The following is a 17,072-nucleotide window of genomic DNA, read 5'->3' on the forward strand; positions in this document are numbered from 1 at the left end:
TCGAGCACGCCGTTGAAACACACTGTCGGGATGATGATCTGCAGTCGGGTCATTCGCCTTCGTCTTTTCGCGGTCGCCGCTTTGTTGTTCTTCGCCGGCATTCGGACTCACATCGCCGTTGCCGATGAAGCTCTGGACGCCATCCGGCAGCGGGGCACGCTGATCTGGGGTGCCGATCAGGAAGGCGGCGGGCCGTTCGTGTATCCGAAACCGGATGACCCGGCTCAACTGGCAGGTTTCGAAGTCGAACTTGCCGACGTCATCGCCGCTCATCTGGGCGTCAGGGCACAGTTCGCACAGGGTCAGTGGGATAAACTGCCGGACCTGATGGATCGCGGCGACGTGGACATCGTGCTGAACGGCTACGAATGGACAACCAACCGCGCCGAACGTTACGGGCTGTCGATTCCGTACTACATTTATGAGCTTCAACTGCTGGCGCGCGTGGGTGACGACAGCCTGAAGTCGTGGGACGATCTGCTGCAGCCGATCGACGGCCGCGCTCGAAAAGTGTCGGTGCTTGGTGGCACGGCGGCTCAGGATTACATCGAGAAATTCGGAGCAGGACGGATTGAACTGGCGCTGTTCGACGGCGTGACCGATGCCATGGAAGCCGCGGAACTGGGGCTAAGCAATGTCGACGCCAATCTTCAGGACCTCCCGATCTGGACGTTTTATTCCGGTGGATTCAGCAGGCTGCGACCCGTCGGGCCGCCGGTTGGTCGCGGCTATTATGTTGTGATGACTCGCCGGGAGGACACCGACTTGCTGAAGGCCGTCAACGAGGCGATCCTGGCGTCGCTGCAGGACGGGACGCTGCGCCGAATTCTTGCCCGGTACCAGATCTGGAATGAAACTCAGCGGATGCGCGGGCTGGAGGTTGATGCTTTCGGCAGCTTTGTCGGAAGTGCGATCTCCGGGGCCGACGACGTCGATCAGCCGGACGTCGGCCAGACGGAGCACTTCGAGCGTGTTTCGGGCTGGGGCGTGATTCGTCAGCGGGGCGGTCTGCTGGTCGACGCCGCGGGCATGACGGTGCTGCTGTCCGTCTGCGCGATGCCGCTGGCGGTGATGATCGGCCTGGCAATTGCCCTGTCCAGGCTTTACGGCCCGGGCTGGATCAGAATCCCCGCCGCGTGTTACGTGGAACTGGTTCGCGGCACGCCGCTGGTTCTGCAGTTGTACCTGATCTACTTTTTGCTGCCGAAACTTCTGGACAGTCTGGTACCGGATTCCGGGCTGACGATCAACGCCTTCACCGCCGCTGTGGCCGGGTTGGCGGTGAACTATTCCGCGTACGAAGCCGAAATTTATCGCGGCGGAATTCAGTCGATCCCGAAAGGCCAGATGGAAGCTGCGCTGTCGCTGGGCATGTCGAAGGCGATGGCACTGCGGCGAGTGATCATTCCGCAGGCGACTCGCCTGGTTCTTCCTCCGATGACGAACGACTTCATCGCGCTGTTCAAGGACACGGCTGTATGTTCGGTCATCACCGTCGTCGAGCTTTCGAAGATGTACTACATCCAGGCGCGAAGCGCGGGAGCCATTGTGGAACTCGGCCTGCTGACGGCTCTGCTGTACCTTGCGATGAGTTATCCGCTGTCGATTGTGACGAATCGTCTTGAGAAGAATCTCGGTCAGGAGCGGCGGTCGTGATTGAGCTGACCGGCATCGTCAAGCGCTATCAGCAGCATGAAGTCCTGCGCGGCGTCAGTCTGAAAGTGGCCGATGGCGAAGTCTGCGTTCTGCTGGGACCGTCCGGCGGAGGCAAGAGTACATTGCTGCGCACGATCAACGGCCTGGAGACGTTTGACAGTGGAACGATCCGTGTGGGCGACGTTGTTCTTCCGGCGGAAGCGGGTCCTGCGCGGGAAGCCGCACTGGTAAGAATTCGGCAGCGAGTCGGAATGGTGTTTCAGCAGTTCAATCTGTTTCCTCACCGAACGGTGCTGCAGAACGTCACGGAAGCTCCCATTCATGTGCTGCGTCAGCCCGTCGACACTGCCGTTGCAACGGCGCGGCGTCTGTTGGATCGAGTCGGGATGCTGGACAAGCAGGATGCCCGCCCCGGATCTCTGTCGGGAGGTCAGCAGCAGCGCGTTGCCATCGCGCGAACTCTTGCGATGAATCCCCAGGCAATTCTGTTTGATGAACCCACCAGCGCGCTGGATCCGCGAACAACGGCCGAAATCATCAGCGTCATGACCGATCTTGCGAAAACCGGGCAGCGAATGATTGTGGTGACTCACGCGATGTCCTTCGCTCGCACAGTCGCCCATCAGATTCATATCCTGCATGCGGGCATGATCGCCGAATCGGGTCCGCCCCGTCAGATTTTTGAATGTCCTCAAACGGAAATCACGCGCAGCTTTCTGTCGGAAGCCGCCGCTTCGTGACCGTTTCGACACTGGAGACCAAAATGAAAACAATCATTCCTGCCGCTCTGTCGATGGTTGTGTTCGTCATGGGAACGTCGTCGGCTGACGAAAATTCCGCTGCTGAATGGAAGTACGATCCGGAAATGCTGCGACCTCTGTGGACGGGTGATACGGTTCGGGGCGAATCGCTGCTGTTCGTCAAAGATCCGGAGACCGGTGAAGCGAAAGCGTCGGTGCTGTTTCCCGTGACGGAAGTTCTGGGCGTCTGCAACTCGGCGGGAGATACGTGCTACGAAGAAGGCCGGGACTTCGTCTGGCAGCCCGAGTCCCGCGAAATTCGACTTCCGAAGAACTCCCGGATCGCTTCGTTCGCGCCGGAGGATCTGCGTCGGCCGGCGGGGACTCAGAAGTATCGACTGACGCATCGCGACGGCGGCGGAGAAATCCTGTTCGGGGCGTTGCTGGAATATCACCAGATGCAGACTTCGATCAGCTATCGGCACAAGCCGGAACCGTGGCCGTCGGCCGTTCCGGCGTTCGACGCAAACGCGCTGCCTCGCACGATTCAAAAACTTCAGCACGCTCAGCCCGTTTCCGTCGTCCTGATCGGCGACAGCATCTCAACGGGCTGCAACGCATCCGGCTGGGCGAGCGGTGCTCCGTTTCAGCCGGCGTATCCGGAACTGCTGCAGCGGCATCTGGAAGCGAGCTACGGAGCCAGCGTTCAATTGACCAACCTGTCCGTGGGCGGCATGGCGACACCGTGGATGCTGACGATGATCGAAAAAGTTGTGGAACCGAAGCCGGACCTGGTGATCATCGCGTTCGGCATGAATGATTCCGCCGGCCGCTCCGCGGAGGAGTATCAGGCGAACACGAAGGCCGCGATTGCGAAGATTCGCGAATCTCTGCCGGATTGCGAATTCGTGCTCGTGGCCACGATGCTGGGAAACCCGGACTGGACTCTGCTGAAGCAGGAGCTGTTTCCACAGTACCGGGATGCTCTGGCGGAACTGTGCGAACCCGGCATCGTGCTGGCGGACGTGACTTCGGTCTGGACGGAGTTCCTGAAACGAAAACAGGACCGGGATCTGACCGGCAACGGTGTGAATCATCCGAACGATTTCGGTCACCGAGTCTACGCGCAGGTGCTGTCAACGCTGCTTGTTTCACCGGCGGCATTCGCGGCCGCTCAGCAGGCGTCACCAAAGGCTGCCCCGGAGCCGATCGAAGTATCGCTGTGGAACGGAAAGGCTCCCAACGGCGACGGTACCTTCGACGACGCCGACCCGAAGATCACGGTGCATCGACCTTCCAGCGGCAACGGAACGGTCGTCGTCATTTGTCCGGGAGGCGGCTATGGCGGACTGGTGACCGATGCGGAAGGTCATGGAATTGCTGAATGGCTGAATGGCCACGAAATCACGGGTGTCGTCCTGGAGTACCGCCTGCCCGCCGGTCGTCCGTATGTGCCGCTGCTGGACGCTCAGCAGGCGATCCGCACAGTTCGTGCGAATGCCAAAGCATGGAACATCGACCCGTCGCGCGTCGGAATTATCGGGTTTTCGGCGGGAGGCCATCTGGCATCAACGGCGGCCACTCACTTCGACAGCGGCGATTCCAGCGCGACTGATCCCGTTGCGCGACAGAGCAGCCGTCCCGATTTCGCCATACTGGTTTACCCGGTCGTCACGATGGACGAGACGACTCACGCGGGCTGCCGGAAGAATCTGCTGGGACCGAATCCCGCGCCGGAAATGATCGAACTGTTTTCGAACGAGAAACAGGTCACGAAGAAATCGTCGCCGACATTTCTGACTCACGCCGTGGACGACAAAGCGGTCTCGGCGGACAACAGCCGGTTGTTTTTCGAGGCCCTGAAGGGCAACGGCGTTCCCACGGAATATCTGGAACTGCCGTCCGGCGGCCATGGTCTGAACGGTTATCAGGGGCCGATGTGGGACGCGTGGCAGAAGCAGTCGCTGGAATGGCTGGTCCGCATCACGAGCGAAGGCGGCAGGTAGCCCGCAGCGGCGTTCCGGGACGCCTGCACCAAACGCGTTATGACACGAATCTGCGAGTGTGCGTCTTTTTTTCGGGATTCCGTGAAAGAACCTTCCGCGACCGTCGTGTATAGGTCTTGTGGGAGATCCCGATGCCGCGTGTGCCCGAAACTCGAGCCAGTCTGATTCTGCGCCTTCCGTCCGTGGACGACGCGGAAGCCTGGCGCGAGTTCGTGGCGATTTACGAACCATTCGTCTATCGGTTCGCGCGGCGCGGCGGATTACAGGATGCGGACGCCCGCGAACTGGTGCAGAACGTGATGCTGTCCGTGGCGCGCGCCGTCGGTCACTGGAGTCCCGACGAAGCTCGCGGGCGGTTTCGAACCTGGCTGTTTCGGATTGCGCGCAACCAGCTTCTGGATGTCGTTGCGAAGCATCGGAAGCAGATCCAGTCGCGAGGCGGCAGCAACTTTTTTGCGGCGGTCGCGGATTTGTCGGCCGACGATCCGACGGCCGCCGATCAACTGTGTCTGGAACATCGCCGGGAATTGTTCCGCTGGGCCGCGGAACGCGTCAAATCGAATGTTCGGGAAACCACCTGGAAGGCATTCTGGCTGACCGCGGTCGAAGACCATCCGGTGGAGATGGTTGCTGACCAGCTTGGTCTGACGCCGGGAGCCATCTACATCGCCCGCAGCCGCGTGCTTGCAAAGCTGCGTGACGAAGTTCAGAAGTGGGAGGACCAGGATGCAATGCAATGATGACAGTCTGGCCGTGCTGCTTCACGACGAAGAAGACAGCGCGGAATTCCTGTCGGTCTCGCAGCATGTGGAATCGTGTCCGAAGTGCCAGCACCGTCTGCAGGAGATTTCGTGTGATCCGAAGCTGCTGCGGGAAGTCCGCGAAACTCTGCAGGACTGCGGTCAGACCGAACAGTTTCATTCGAACGGCGCGTCGTCGGTTGTGATCGCCGTGGACGGACACTGGGACGACGATTTTCTGGCAGAGTGCGAACCAATCTCGCTGGACTTTCTGTCGCCGCCGAGCCACCCCGAAATGCTGGGCCGAATCGGCCGCTATGAAGTTGAACGAATCATCGGTTCCGGCGGGATGGGAATTGTGCTGAAGGGATTCGATACGGAACTTCACCGAGTCGTCGCCATTAAAGTGCTGAAACCGCACCTGGCTCACAATGGAGCCGCCCGCCGCCGATTCGCGCGGGAAGCTCAGTCCGCTGCGGCGGTAGTTCACGAACATGTCATTCCCATTCATGACGTGCTGACCGACGGCGATACTCCCTATCTGGTCATGCAATTTGTTGCCGGCAATTCGCTGCAGCATCGCGTGGACGAACGAGGACCGCTGGATGCGCGTGAAGTTGTGCGGATTGCTCGCCAGGCGGCCGCTGGTCTGGCTGCGGCACATGCACAGGGCGTCGTCCATCGCGATGTGAAGCCCGCCAACATTCTGCTGGAGGAATCGGTTGACCGTGTCCTGATTTCGGATTTTGGCCTGGCTCGCACGGTCGACGACGCGACGCTGACACGAACCGGCGTGGTGGCCGGAACGCCGCACTACATGTCGCCGGAACAGGCGGCCGGAAAACCGGTCGATCATCGATCAGACCTGTTCAGTCTGGGCAGCGTGATCTATTTCATGTGTACCGGCCGGCCTCCGTTTCGAGCCGATCATGCTCTGGCGATTCTGAACCGAATCTGTCACGACGAGCCGCGCCCCGTCGACGAAGTCAACACGGAAGTTCCGCCGGAACTGGCTGACGTCGTGGACCGGTTGCTGTCGAAGAACCCGGCGAAGCGGTTTCGCGACGCGAATGAAGTGGAGCAGCAGTTGGAGCAGATTCTGGTGCGGCTGCAGAACGGGACGTCTGCACGCCGGCCCCGCTGGATGCGCACCTGGCGGCGGCGGAGAATCTTCGTGCAGCGAGCCGCGTTCGCAATTGTTTCGGTGACCGCCTGTGTTCTTGCCGGACTGCTGATTGCCGGTTCGGATCTGGTTCAGCGGCCGTCCCGGGTGACCGCCGCGTCGGATCGTGACCGGGCGCAACCTGCGGTATCAGCAGCGCCGCCGGCCGAAACCAGTTTCAACAGAGAGACCTCGCTGGTCATCAAATTTCCGCCGGATGGCACAGAACCGAATTCCGAAGACACTTCCCGGATACTGCAGACTCTGAGACTGAAACTGGATTCCGTCGCCGGCAATTCTTCTCAGAGCACGAATAAACCAGACGGCTGGACGAACGAACTTGAAGAAGTCCGGCAGATGATTGACGAACTGGAATCCGCGACATGGGTTCAGAAGAAGGACGAAGGCCGCTGATTCAGCGGACAAACAACTTCCATCCCGGCGTCTTGCCGCGTGCGGTCACTTCCTCGTCAGCGCTGCCGGGCCACTTGAAGTCTCACCAGGAATCTGCGGGCCGCAACGACCGCGCGTTCAACACGAATTGTCGAAAGGACTGACGTATGCGAACTTTGAAGTACATCCTCCCCGTCCTCGTTCTGATCAGTATTTGTGGTGTTGCGCAGTTCGGAATGACGCAGCAGGCGTCGGGCGAGAATCTCGCTGCAGACGACGACGCCGGTCCGCGGACGGACCGTCAGCCGCCGGCAGATGCTGCGCCGAAGTCACGGCAGGCTCCGCCGGTCCGGCGCGTCGATGCATTCGACACGCTGCCTCTGCCGGAAGCTGAAGCCGAACGACTGACCGAAGCCGTCGGCCCGGATGTCTCACGGCCTGCCATCGGAGTCGTGGACGGAACGGAACTGAACGGCGCCAACCTGGAACAATTCATCAACGCCGCCAGGGCCAAAGGACTGAGCGTCCTGGATCCCATGCGAGCAAGGCGCGTGAAGCGAACCATCACGGAACTGCGATTTGAAGCGATCCCGAAGGAAGAACTGGAAGCCTGTCGTAAACTGCAGGAGGCTGTGGAATCACTGAAGGCTGCTGCCGACGACGAGTCTCGCAACGCCGTCACGGATGACATCCGAAAGCAGCTGGCGTCCCAGTTCGAACGCGATCTGAAGGAACGAGAGCGGGAGCTGGCCGAAATCGAAGAACGTGTGAAGTCGCTTCGCGATCAGCTCGACAAGCGAAAGGCCGCGCAGGAAGACATTATCAGCCTGCAGCTTCAGACGCTGATCAACGATGCCAACGGTCTGGGGTTCCCGAAGAATCCTCTTTCGCCGATCGGCACGCTTCAGTCCATCACGCCTGGCTTCGATTCCGATGAAGTCGTGCAATAACGCGGGCCGACGGCTGCTTGTGCCCAAACTGCAATCCTGAAACCGCCGGCGCGAGAATCCTGCTGAGTTGCCGGGTCTGCATTTGCCGAGGCCAGCCAATCTCCTCCGTGGTCGCGGCTCAGCAGGATTTTCGCTCCGGCAAGTGTGCGACTCGGATCTGAAGACAACTGCCCGCGCGCCTATTCGACGACCAGCGTTCCGTTCATCACCATCCAGTGACCGGGGAACGTGCACAGATAGGGATATCGTCCCGGCGTTTCCGGCGCTTTGAAGTAGATTGTGTGTGCTTCACCCGGCGACACAATATCCGTGTGGGCCAGGATGTCGTCGGTCTCGGGAATGTACTGGCGAGCGTACGCTTCCGGATCGGCAATCAGGCGATTCCCGAGTTCCCCGACACGCTGCAGCGCGCCGGCCTTCACAAGAACCCAGTTGTGCGGCACGACATCAGGATTCTTCAGCGTAAAGGCGATGGGTTCACCGGCGTTGACTGTGAACTCCCGGATGGCATAAGTCAGGTTCTTGCCGGTTTCAACTTCGACGGAGCGTGCTCCTTTGATCGGATACCTCCACGGGTTGGGAACCTGTATGGCGCTTAACGCAAGATCTGCCAGCAGCGGATGGGCGGCAATTGTCTTTTCGTGAGGTACATAGCCGGGAAACTCCGTGAACGGCTTGTCCAGCTTATGCACGGTCGCCAGCAGATCGTGGCCGTGTCCGGACGGGTTGCAGGTGAAGTGATCGTCTTTGTTGACGTGCAGCCTCAGGTGAAGTTGATTCACCGGCTGAAGGTCCGGGAGTTCCAGAAACAGACTACGACCGTCGGCCAGCATATGTGTCGACGCGATCGTCAGCGGATCGTGACCGGAAACGCCGGGATGCGTGGTCGAGTAGTCCACGGAACCGTACGCCGCGCTGTAGCGATAGTTCCAGCACTGCACGAAATGACTGTGCGGATCGGTGGCGACGGCTGCGTCCAGCGGCTGCGAAAACGTGACGCGGACTCCGTTTTCATGCACGTGAAAACCAACCGGCACCTGCACGGCATCGCCCGTATAGCGAACTCGCTGAAAGCTGCCGTCGTCGCGCGTGTACGATCCCCAGCCCGCCATGCCGGATACGTACAACTGCCCGTCCGTCGGTCGAAAACGTCCTCGATGAACGCCCGACAAAAAGTCTCCCGCCATCAGAACCGCGGCGCCCTGCATCTGGCCATCGACTTCGTCGCGAAGCACCAGAAACCACGAACCCGCTCCGAACGAAAAATGCGTCAGTTGTCCCTGCAGCGGCCCGAACCGATCGCTGTCAACGTAAGCCTGTCCGCCGCTGGAGTTGTCGAGTCCTCGGGGAAGGTAGACTATCGGCAGTTCGGGAGGCTTGCCGTCGATCGGCCCGCGATAGCCAAAATGCGGCGGAGGACCAGCGACCGCGCCATCGGCATTGCGCACGGCACAAATGGACGAGGCCGGCGTCCATTCACCTTCCGATGTCGGCACGGTCACCGTTCCGTCCGGCAGCAGTCCCAGGCCGTCCGGATTGCGAAATCCCGTGGAGATGACATCGGCCGTTTTTCCATCCGGCGAGATCCGCACGAGACCCTGATTGCCGGACGCCATATAGAAGTTGCCGTGCGAATCGCGCTGCAGTCCGCAGATAAAATCGTGGCCGGCCGGTGAGGTTTCGAATGCGTTGCTGAAGCATTCATAGAAGTCCGCTTCGCCGTCGCCGTTCAGATCGGTCAGGCGAGTCAACTGGTCACGGCATTGCACAAAGATCTGGCCGTCTGCGACAACCAGCCCCAGAGCGTGATGGAGCCCGGATGCAAACCGTCGCCATTGAGCAACGCCGGGCCGATCGGTTCCGGAGTCCAGGCCGGTGACACGCCAGACATCGCCCTGCATCGTGCAGACCAATGCACTTCCGTCCGGCAGGAAGTCGTGGTCGCCGCAGAACATCGGTGCTTTCCACGGGTTGTCATAGGGAAGTTCGATGGTGTCGACGGCGTACGGCCGACCGTTTCCGGGAATGATCTTTGTTTCCAGCACCTGCGGCCACTGTTCCGGACCGCCGGTCGTCAGTTGTCGCAGCGGATGCCGGTCGGCGCGTTCGACGTCGTGGGCGAACCGGCCTTCGTCGACCCACGGAGAGTCCAGGTATTCGATGTCGCCGATGCGGTAGGAGAACACGACGCGATTGCCGTGGCGATAAAACCCGTGATATTGAAACGGCTGCCCCGGCGAGTTCTGGTTCGGGATCTCCTGCGGTGTGCCCGCCATTCTCAGGCCGCTGACAAATCCGTGTCGCACGGAATCGAAGCTGACAAATCCGCCGGTCCAGATGGCGTCGTAGGTCAGCGTGTCAGGATTGAAGCACGCTGACACTTCGCCTCGGTCACCCAGCCGAAGGCACACGCCGCGTGCGATGGTGAGTCCGTCCGCGTGGAAGACGCCTGACATCACGGACCCGAGCTGCGTGTCGTTCCAGCGACCGTCCACCCAGACGTCTTCGTTCTGATTTCCCCAGTGACCCTGCTGGCCTCCGTCGAGTCCCGGAAAGCCCGCCAGCAGCATCGGGACGTGTGGCTGCTGCCGGAAGTATTCGGCCTGCTTCGTATAGAAATCGTAAAGCCGATCACGATTGACGGGATGTTGCGAATTCGGCCAGCGCGCTTCATCAATCGGCTTTGCCGTGAACGGAAACCTGGCGGCTCCGTGCATCTGGCTGTGAGCGATCACCTGCAGAATTTCCTCCGACGGCGGTTGTCCGTTTCTCCCCAGATCGCTCACGAAACGGATCAGATCCCGCTGCTGTTGCGGCGACATCGCAGCCGTCAGTCCCGCGGGCATAACGGTCGTCCCGGGGGACTGTTCTTCGATGTCCGCGACCGCGATCTGAGTCAGCTTTCCTGAAGCCGGGTCCTTCAATGTGATGGTCTCGTCACCGACTTCGACGCGATAGCCCGTGACGACCTTTCCTTCGACGGTCACTACCTGCCACGTCACGAACTCGGGCTTTACATCGCGTTTTGGCCACAAAATGGATTCCACGATGTGTGTCAGTTCCCGGTCCTTTGCGATGGCTGTCAGTTCAGGGCCGACCGTTCCTCCGTGCGGCCCGACTTTGTGGCACGACAGACAGGCCAGCTTTGCATTCGCGAACACCGCTGCTCCGCGCGCGGCGTCGCCGTGTTCGCGTGAGTCCGACACCAGAGTCGCCACGAGTTCCGCGTCGTAGGGCAGGTCGATGCCGGTGGTGCCCGCAGTGTTCTTCGGATCGCCGTGATCGTGCGCGGCGTCACCGGAAGAAGCCTGTTTCTGATCCGCTGCCGCCGGTTTTGGACCGCCGCTGCCGGGCTTCTGAATTTCCCGGCGGACCCACTCCAGTCCGTCGCGGTTTTCCTTCAGCGATTCGAAGGCATCAAGCTGTTCCCGATGATCGAGAATTCCGATCGGTCCGTCATAGCCGCTTTCCACGACTGTGCGGATCATTTCCAGTTCATGAGCACCTTTGCCGATGCCCAGAATCTTCGGCTGTTCGTTGTCATTCATTCCGTCCAGATTCAGGCAGTGCAGGAACGGCTTCATCATCGCGAAGGACTCAGCCCAGTCGCTGATGTGGCCGTGGCCGTGATGAAAGTTGTAGACGACGCCGACGTGATCGTGTCCCAGTTCACGCAGCCGACGGCAGACGGCCACCAGATTCTTCGGTTCGCCGCTCCAGCCTCCGTGGTTGTACAACCCCAGTTTGCATCCCATCGCCTTCGTGCGCCGGGCAACGGGCAGCAACTGCTGAGCGGCGGTCTCCACTCGGGCTTCCTGAGTCTCCCCTGCCGGATCGGCGAACATCAGCCAGATCTGAGGATGCAGGTCGTACTTTTCGAAGAGCCGGAACGCGTCGTCGTGGACGCCCCAGAACGCGAAGTATTCGATGCCCTGTTTGCGGTATTCCAGGATCTCCTGCTCGAAAGTCGGCACATGTTCTTCTCGCCAGTCGTAAGCGCACTTCAGGATGCCGAGTTCCTTCAGCATGACCGCGCGTTCGGCGGGTCCGCGTTTGTTTGCATCAAAGGGCACGATGCACCACGCCACCAGATTCTCGCGCCGCAGCACGTCAGCGCCGTCAGCGGCGCGCACCGCTGCCGTGTCGGCCGGATGCGGGCACAACAACGCGACCACTGAAGCGAAAGCAATTAGACCTCTGTTCATGGCGATTGCCCGTTCTAAAAAAAACTGAAGTGACTATTCTGGCAGTATCGTTTGGCGGTCGGGATACTTTCTGACGAAGCTGCGGACGATTTCACGGAGCCTTCCGGTGAGAATATCGAAGATGAAACCACGAGCAAGCGCGTTCGGCATCCGTCGAATCGTGGCGTGTCTGCTGATTCTGATCGCGACACCAGTGGCGCCGGCGGCCGCCTTCCAGCAGACGGAATCCGGCCCGCAGATCGACTTTGACAAACTCGTCGCGCCGATCTTCGCTTCGCATTGTCTGGAATGCCACTCCGGAACGGATCCGAAAGGCGGACTGTCGCTTGGAGATTCTGCGGCCGCGGCGACGGGCGGTGACAGCGGGGCAGCGATCGTCGCGAAGGATGCGGCCGCCAGTCTGCTGTGGCAGCGTGTCGCGGCAGACGATATGCCGCCCGAACATCCACTGACGGCCGACGACAAAGCTGTCATCAAACGCTGGCTGAACGAAGGAGCGGCGTGGGGCACCAGTCCGATCGATCCGTTTGCATCCACGACGTCAGCTCGCGCGGGCCGCGACTGGTGGTCGCTGCAGCCGCTGCGGAATGTATCGCCGCCGAAGGTTGAATCCGCCGGCTGGGTTCGCAACGACATCGACGCCTTCGTGCTGCGGCGCCTGCAGGAAGCCGGTTTGCAACCGTCAACGGTCGCTGATCCGCGCACGCTGATTCGGCGACTGTATTTTGACCTGACCGGACTGCCACCGGAACCGGAACAGGTCGCGGCCTTCGTCGCTGATCCGTCCGACGAAGCGTTCCTGAAACTTGTCGATGATCTGCTGGCATCGCCGCATTACGGCGAACGCTGGGCTCGGCACTGGCTGGATGTTGTCCGCTTCGGCGAAAGCAACGGGTTCGAATACGACCAGCCTCGCGACAACGCCTGGCACTACCGCAACTGGGTCATCGACGCGTTCAACCAGGATCTGTCGTACGATGAATTTGTTCGGCTGCAACTGGCCGGAGACATTCTGCGACCCGGCGACGTCAGTGCGATTGCGGCGTCCGGATTCCTGGTCGCCGGTCCGCACAACACGACGCTGCCCTCCAACGACAAGATGCGCATGTCGATGGCTCAGGACGAACTGGAAGACCTGGTCGGAAACGTGGCGCAGACATTTCTGGGACTGACCGCCAACTGTGCTCGGTGTCACGAACACAAGTTCGATCCGATTTCGCAAAAGGAATATTATCAGTTCGCGGCAACGCTCACCGGAGCGACTCACGGCGAACGCAGCGTAACCGTCGAACTCACGGAACAGCAGCAACAGCGGATCGCTGAACTGGAACTTCAGATCGACGCTCTTCAGACGGAACTCGCATCAATTGAGCAGCCTGTTCGAAACGCCGTCATTGCCGGACGGCGTCGCGGCACAGTGGCGCCGCCGGAACCTCCGCAGGCTCTGGCGTCATGGGAATTCGACGACGATTTCGCGGACCGGCTGGGGTCGCTGGACGGGACGCCTCACGGCCAGGCACGAATCGAAGACGGCTGCCTGGTGCTGGACGGAAAGGACTCCTTCGTTGAGACGCCATCGCTGCCCGCCGAACTCGGTGAAAAGACGCTGGAAGCCTGGGTGCGACTGGAGAATCTTGACCAGCAGGGCGGCGGCGTGATCAGTGTCCAGACGATCGGCGGCGGAGTGTTCGATGCGATCGTGTTTGGTGAACGAGAATCCGGGAAGTGGATTGCCGGCAGTAACAGTTTCGTCCGCACACAGTCGTTCAATGGCGATGCCGAAACCGACGCCGCCGAGCGCTTCGTTCACTTCGCGATTGTGTATCAGGCCGACGGAACAATCACCGGATATCGCGACGGCAAGCCGTACGGCGACGCGTATCGTCCGGGTGAACTGCAAACGTTTGCGGCCGAGAAGGCTCAGGTGATTTTCGGGCTGCGGCATAGTCCGGTCGGCGGCAATCGGATGCTGGCCGGACGCATCCAGCGGGCTCAGCTTTACGACCGCGCGCTTGCGGCTGACGAAGTTGCGGCATCGGCGGGTATCGGCGATCTGAATTTTGTTTCACAGTCCGCGCTGCTGGCGGCGATGGATTCCGATCAGCTTGCACGGCATGAAAAACACAGCGCCGAACTGACTGCTCTGCGAACGGAACTGGACGAGCTGAATCATTCAAAACAGCGAGTCCTGTACACCTGCGTGTCGGCGGATCCGGGAACCACGAGACTTCTGCGCCGCGGTGACGTCGGCAGCCCGGCCGAAGAAGTGGCGCCGTCCGGACTAAGCGCGATCGCCGGTAGTTCTCCGGATTTTGGTCTGCCTCCGAACGCCGCCGACGCGGAACGACGTGCCCGATTGGCCGAATGGATCACGAATCACGACAACCCGCTGTTCGCGCGAGTCATCGTGAACCGGCTGTGGCACTACCATTTCGGCCGCGGTCTGGTGTTCACGCCCAGCGACTTCGGTTTCAACGGCGGACGTCCCAGTCATCCGGACCTGCTTGACTGGCTGGCGCAGACGCTGCGTTCCGACGGGTATCGTCTCAAGGCTCTGCATCGGCTGATGGTGACTTCGGCAAGTTACCGGCAGGCTTCCGCATGGAAACCCGAGGCCGCGACGGTGGATGCCGACAATCGCTGGCTGTGGCGAAAAACGCCTCAGCGACTGGAGGCCGAAGAAATTCGCGACGCCGTTTTGACGGCCACAGGTCTGCTGAATCGGGAAATCGGCGGGCGAGGGTACCGCGACGTTCGTCACTTCGAATTCAAAGGCAGCAATTTCTACGAATCGATCGACGAATCCGGACCGGAGTCCCTGCGCCGGACGATCTATCGATTCACTCCGCGCGGCGGACGCAATCCGTTTCTGGATACGTTCGATTGTCCGGATCCGTCGGCAACTTCGCCGAACCGTGCTTCCACAACCACCCCTTTGCAGGCGCTGTCCCTGATGAACAACGCGCTGATCTTCCGGATGGCCGACCAGTTCGCGTCGCGAGCGAAGCGGGAAGCCGGCACCGACACCGTGGATCAGATCCGGCGAGTCTGCGAAATCGCCTGGGGCAGGGCTCCCGCGGCAGAAGAAATCGCGCTGGCTCGGCGGTTCGTCGACCAGTACGGACTGGCGTCGTACTGCCGCGTCATTCTTAACAGCAACGAATTCCTTTACGTGCAGTAACACGTCATCTGCGTGCAGAATCACCATGATCGAATCATTCCCGGTGCGGCGCGGCTTTCTGAAGTTCGCCGGCAGTTCACTGACGAGTACCGCATTCGCATCGATGCTGACGCGCGACGGCGTCGCGCGTGCTGATCGTGTTCCCGGACAGGCGGAAGGTCTGCCCCATCACGAACCGAAGGCGAAACGCGTCATCCACCTGTGCCTCTGCGGCGGTGTCAGCCACATCGATTCGTTCGATTACAAGCCGGAACTCGCGGCGTTTCACGGCAAGTCGCTTCAGTCCGAAGAACGGCCGGCAACCTTCTTTAACCAGATCGGATTGATCCGAAAGAACGACTGGGAATTTCGCCAGCGAGGCAAAAGCGGTTTGTGGATCTCCGATCTGTTTCCGCATCTGGCCGAAGTTGCCGACGAATTGACCGTGATTCGCTCGATGGTTGCTGACTCGGCGAACCACACGCCGGCGACGTTCGAAGAGAACTCCGGCTTCCGGCTGAACGGCTTTCCTGTCATGGGATCATGGGTGTCCTACGGCCTGGGCTGCGAGACCGACGAACTGCCGTCGTATGTTGTGTTGCCGGATGCTCGGGGACTTCCGGCGGGAGGAACCATCAACTGGTCCAACGGATTTCTGCCGGCGCAACATCAGGGAGTCGCCTTTCAGACGAAAGGTCCGGCAATTCACGATCTGTTCCCGGCGCACCGGCTTTCCGATGACCACGAACAGGACAGTCGCGATCTGCTGGCACAGATCAACCGCCGGCACCTTGAAACCACCGGCGCGGAAGATGCACTGGTCGCTCGCATGCGCACCTACGAACTGGCCGCGAAGATGCAGCTTGCCGTGCCGATGGTCACCGATCTGAATCAGGAAACTGCGTCGACCCGGTCGATGTACGGGCTTGATAACGAACAAACAGCGGACTTCGCCGGCCGCTGCCTGCTGGCTCGCCGACTGCTGGAACAGGGTGTGAGATTCGTGCAGTTGTTTTCCGGCGGTTCCTTCGGTTCACCGCGCATCAACTGGGATGGCCATGAAGACGTCAGGGAAAATCACACACGTGAAGCCGGTCGCCTGGACCAGCCGGTCGCAGCGTTGCTGAAGGATCTGCGGCAGCGCGGGATGCTGGACGACACGCTGGTGCTGTGGACGACCGAATTCGGCCGGACACCATTCACTCAGTCGGGAGCCGACAGTATCGGCACCGGTCGCGATCACAACATGTATGGCTTTTCCATATGGATGGCGGGCGCCGGTCTGAAGCGCGGACTGGCCTACGGCGAAACCGACGACATCGGCTGGAAGACGGTCGACAAGCCGGTTCACTGGTACGACTACCACGCTACGGTGCTGCATCTGCTGGGAATCGATCATGAACGGCTGACGTTCTACCACAACGGCATCCAGCGCCGCCTGACAAACGTCCACGGCGATGTGATCAGTGGCGCGCTGGCGTGACAATCGTCGTTGCGCGCCCCCGCCACTTTCGCTGAAGCCCGTGATGCGCGAAGCTGCCCCGCGGGTGCGGAATCGCTATCATGGCCGCCATCATCCGTTTCCCCCGGCACTCCAAAGGGCACGAAAAACAAATGAGCGCGGAACTGCGAGCAAAGAACCTGGGCATCGAATTCCCGGAACAGAAGCCCGGATACCTGAACCTGTGCATTCGAACCGGCAACCTGCTGATTACGTCCGGTCACACCAGCACACTGAAGGGTGTTTTGGGAAAAGGGCTGACGGTGGAGCAGGGCTACGAAGCCGCCAAAGACTGCGCGGTGAAGATTCTGCAGTCAGTGCATCACCAACACGGAACGCTGGACGGTCTGCGAGTTCTGAAGTTGCTGGGCTGCGTGTACTCGGCCCCAGACTTCACGGACCAGCATCTGGTGATCAACGGAGCGTCCGACCTGCTGCACGAAATCTTCGGCAGGGAAACCGACGGCTACCACGCCCGCAGCGCTCTGGGCTTTGCCGCATTGCCGACCGGAGCAGCGGTCGAAATCGAAGCGATCTTTGAAGTCAAGGATGCTTGATG

General features: G+C 60.6%; 10 protein-coding genes. 9 read left to right on the plus strand and 1 reads right to left on the minus strand.

The genetic code is table 11. The annotated features are described in order from the left end of the window. Positions 1-12: 12 nt before the first annotated feature. From R3C19_15270 to R3C19_15295, 6 genes are all read left to right on the plus strand, one after another. Positions 13-1,656: an ABC transporter permease subunit gene (locus tag R3C19_15270; GenBank protein ID MEZ6061707.1), complete on the plus strand. Its 1,644-nt coding sequence runs from the start codon at positions 13-15 to the stop codon at positions 1,654-1,656. Next, the gene (locus tag R3C19_15275) at positions 1,653-2,396 is read left to right on the plus strand and encodes an amino acid ABC transporter ATP-binding protein (protein ID MEZ6061708.1); all 744 of its coding nucleotides are present in this window, start codon (positions 1,653-1,655) and stop codon (positions 2,394-2,396) included. The genes R3C19_15270 and R3C19_15275 overlap by 4 nt, the downstream gene beginning before the upstream one ends. A gap of 23 nt (positions 2,397-2,419) precedes the next feature. Then, positions 2,420-4,402 carry a GDSL-type esterase/lipase family protein gene (locus R3C19_15280; protein ID MEZ6061709.1) on the plus strand — a complete coding sequence of 661 codons (1,983 nt, stop codon included), beginning with the start codon at positions 2,420-2,422 and terminating at the stop codon, positions 4,400-4,402. A 131-nt stretch (positions 4,403-4,533) separates the two neighbouring features. Beyond that, positions 4,534-5,142, plus strand: a complete 609-nt coding sequence (locus tag R3C19_15285) for a sigma-70 family RNA polymerase sigma factor (protein MEZ6061710.1) — start codon at positions 4,534-4,536, stop codon at positions 5,140-5,142. After that, complete coding sequence (locus R3C19_15290; GenBank protein MEZ6061711.1) at positions 5,129-6,718, plus strand: serine/threonine-protein kinase; 1,590 nt, start codon at positions 5,129-5,131, stop codon at positions 6,716-6,718. Before R3C19_15285 ends, R3C19_15290 begins: the two co-directional genes overlap by 14 nt. A gap of 146 nt (positions 6,719-6,864) precedes the next feature. Further along, a complete protein-coding gene (locus R3C19_15295; protein ID MEZ6061712.1) occupies positions 6,865-7,647 on the plus strand; it encodes a hypothetical protein in 783 nt (260 codons plus the stop codon). A 179-nt stretch (positions 7,648-7,826) separates the two neighbouring features. On the opposite strand, the gene R3C19_15300 is transcribed toward R3C19_15295, so the two are convergent. Next, on the minus strand, positions 7,827-11,852 hold the full coding sequence (locus tag R3C19_15300; GenBank protein ID MEZ6061713.1) for a plastocyanin/azurin family copper-binding protein: 4,026 nt from the start codon (positions 11,850-11,852) through the stop codon (positions 7,827-7,829). A gap of 121 nt (positions 11,853-11,973) precedes the next feature. Between R3C19_15300 and R3C19_15305 the strand changes: the two genes are divergently transcribed. From R3C19_15305 to R3C19_15315, 3 genes are all read left to right on the plus strand, one after another. Next, on the plus strand, positions 11,974-15,033 hold the full coding sequence (locus tag R3C19_15305) for a DUF1553 domain-containing protein (protein MEZ6061714.1): 3,060 nt from the start codon (positions 11,974-11,976) through the stop codon (positions 15,031-15,033). A gap of 25 nt (positions 15,034-15,058) precedes the next feature. Continuing rightward, positions 15,059-16,495 (plus strand): DUF1501 domain-containing protein, encoded by a 1,437-nt coding sequence (locus R3C19_15310; protein ID MEZ6061715.1) that lies wholly within the window; start codon positions 15,059-15,061, stop codon positions 16,493-16,495. A gap of 80 nt (positions 16,496-16,575) precedes the next feature. Next, on the plus strand, positions 16,576-17,070 hold the full coding sequence (locus R3C19_15315; GenBank protein MEZ6061716.1) for a RidA family protein: 495 nt from the start codon (positions 16,576-16,578) through the stop codon (positions 17,068-17,070). Positions 17,071-17,072 lie beyond the last annotated feature (2 nt).

It is taken from the genome of Planctomycetaceae bacterium, from assembly GCA_041398785.1.
In the GTDB taxonomy this organism is placed as follows: Bacteria; Planctomycetota; Planctomycetia; order Planctomycetales; family Planctomycetaceae; genus JAWKUA01.

Excerpts from the sequence above, each read along its gene's own strand:
- R3C19_15280 (MEZ6061709.1), top strand. The coding sequence starts at position 2,420 with ATGAAAACAATCATTCCTGCCGCTCTGTCGATGGTTGTGTTCGTCATG.
- R3C19_15285 (MEZ6061710.1), top strand. The coding sequence starts at position 4,534 with ATGCCGCGTGTGCCCGAAACTCGAGCCAGTCTGATTCTGCGCCTTCCG.
- R3C19_15290 (MEZ6061711.1), top strand. The coding sequence starts at position 5,129 with ATGCAATGCAATGATGACAGTCTGGCCGTGCTGCTTCACGACGAAGAA.
- R3C19_15295 (MEZ6061712.1), top strand. The coding sequence starts at position 6,865 with ATGCGAACTTTGAAGTACATCCTCCCCGTCCTCGTTCTGATCAGTATT.
- R3C19_15300 (MEZ6061713.1), bottom strand. The coding sequence starts at position 11,852 with ATGAACAGAGGTCTAATTGCTTTCGCTTCAGTGGTCGCGTTGTTGTGC.
- R3C19_15305 (MEZ6061714.1), top strand. The coding sequence starts at position 11,974 with ATGAAACCACGAGCAAGCGCGTTCGGCATCCGTCGAATCGTGGCGTGT.
- R3C19_15310 (MEZ6061715.1), top strand. The coding sequence starts at position 15,059 with ATGATCGAATCATTCCCGGTGCGGCGCGGCTTTCTGAAGTTCGCCGGC.
- R3C19_15315 (MEZ6061716.1), top strand. The coding sequence starts at position 16,576 with ATGGCCGCCATCATCCGTTTCCCCCGGCACTCCAAAGGGCACGAAAAA.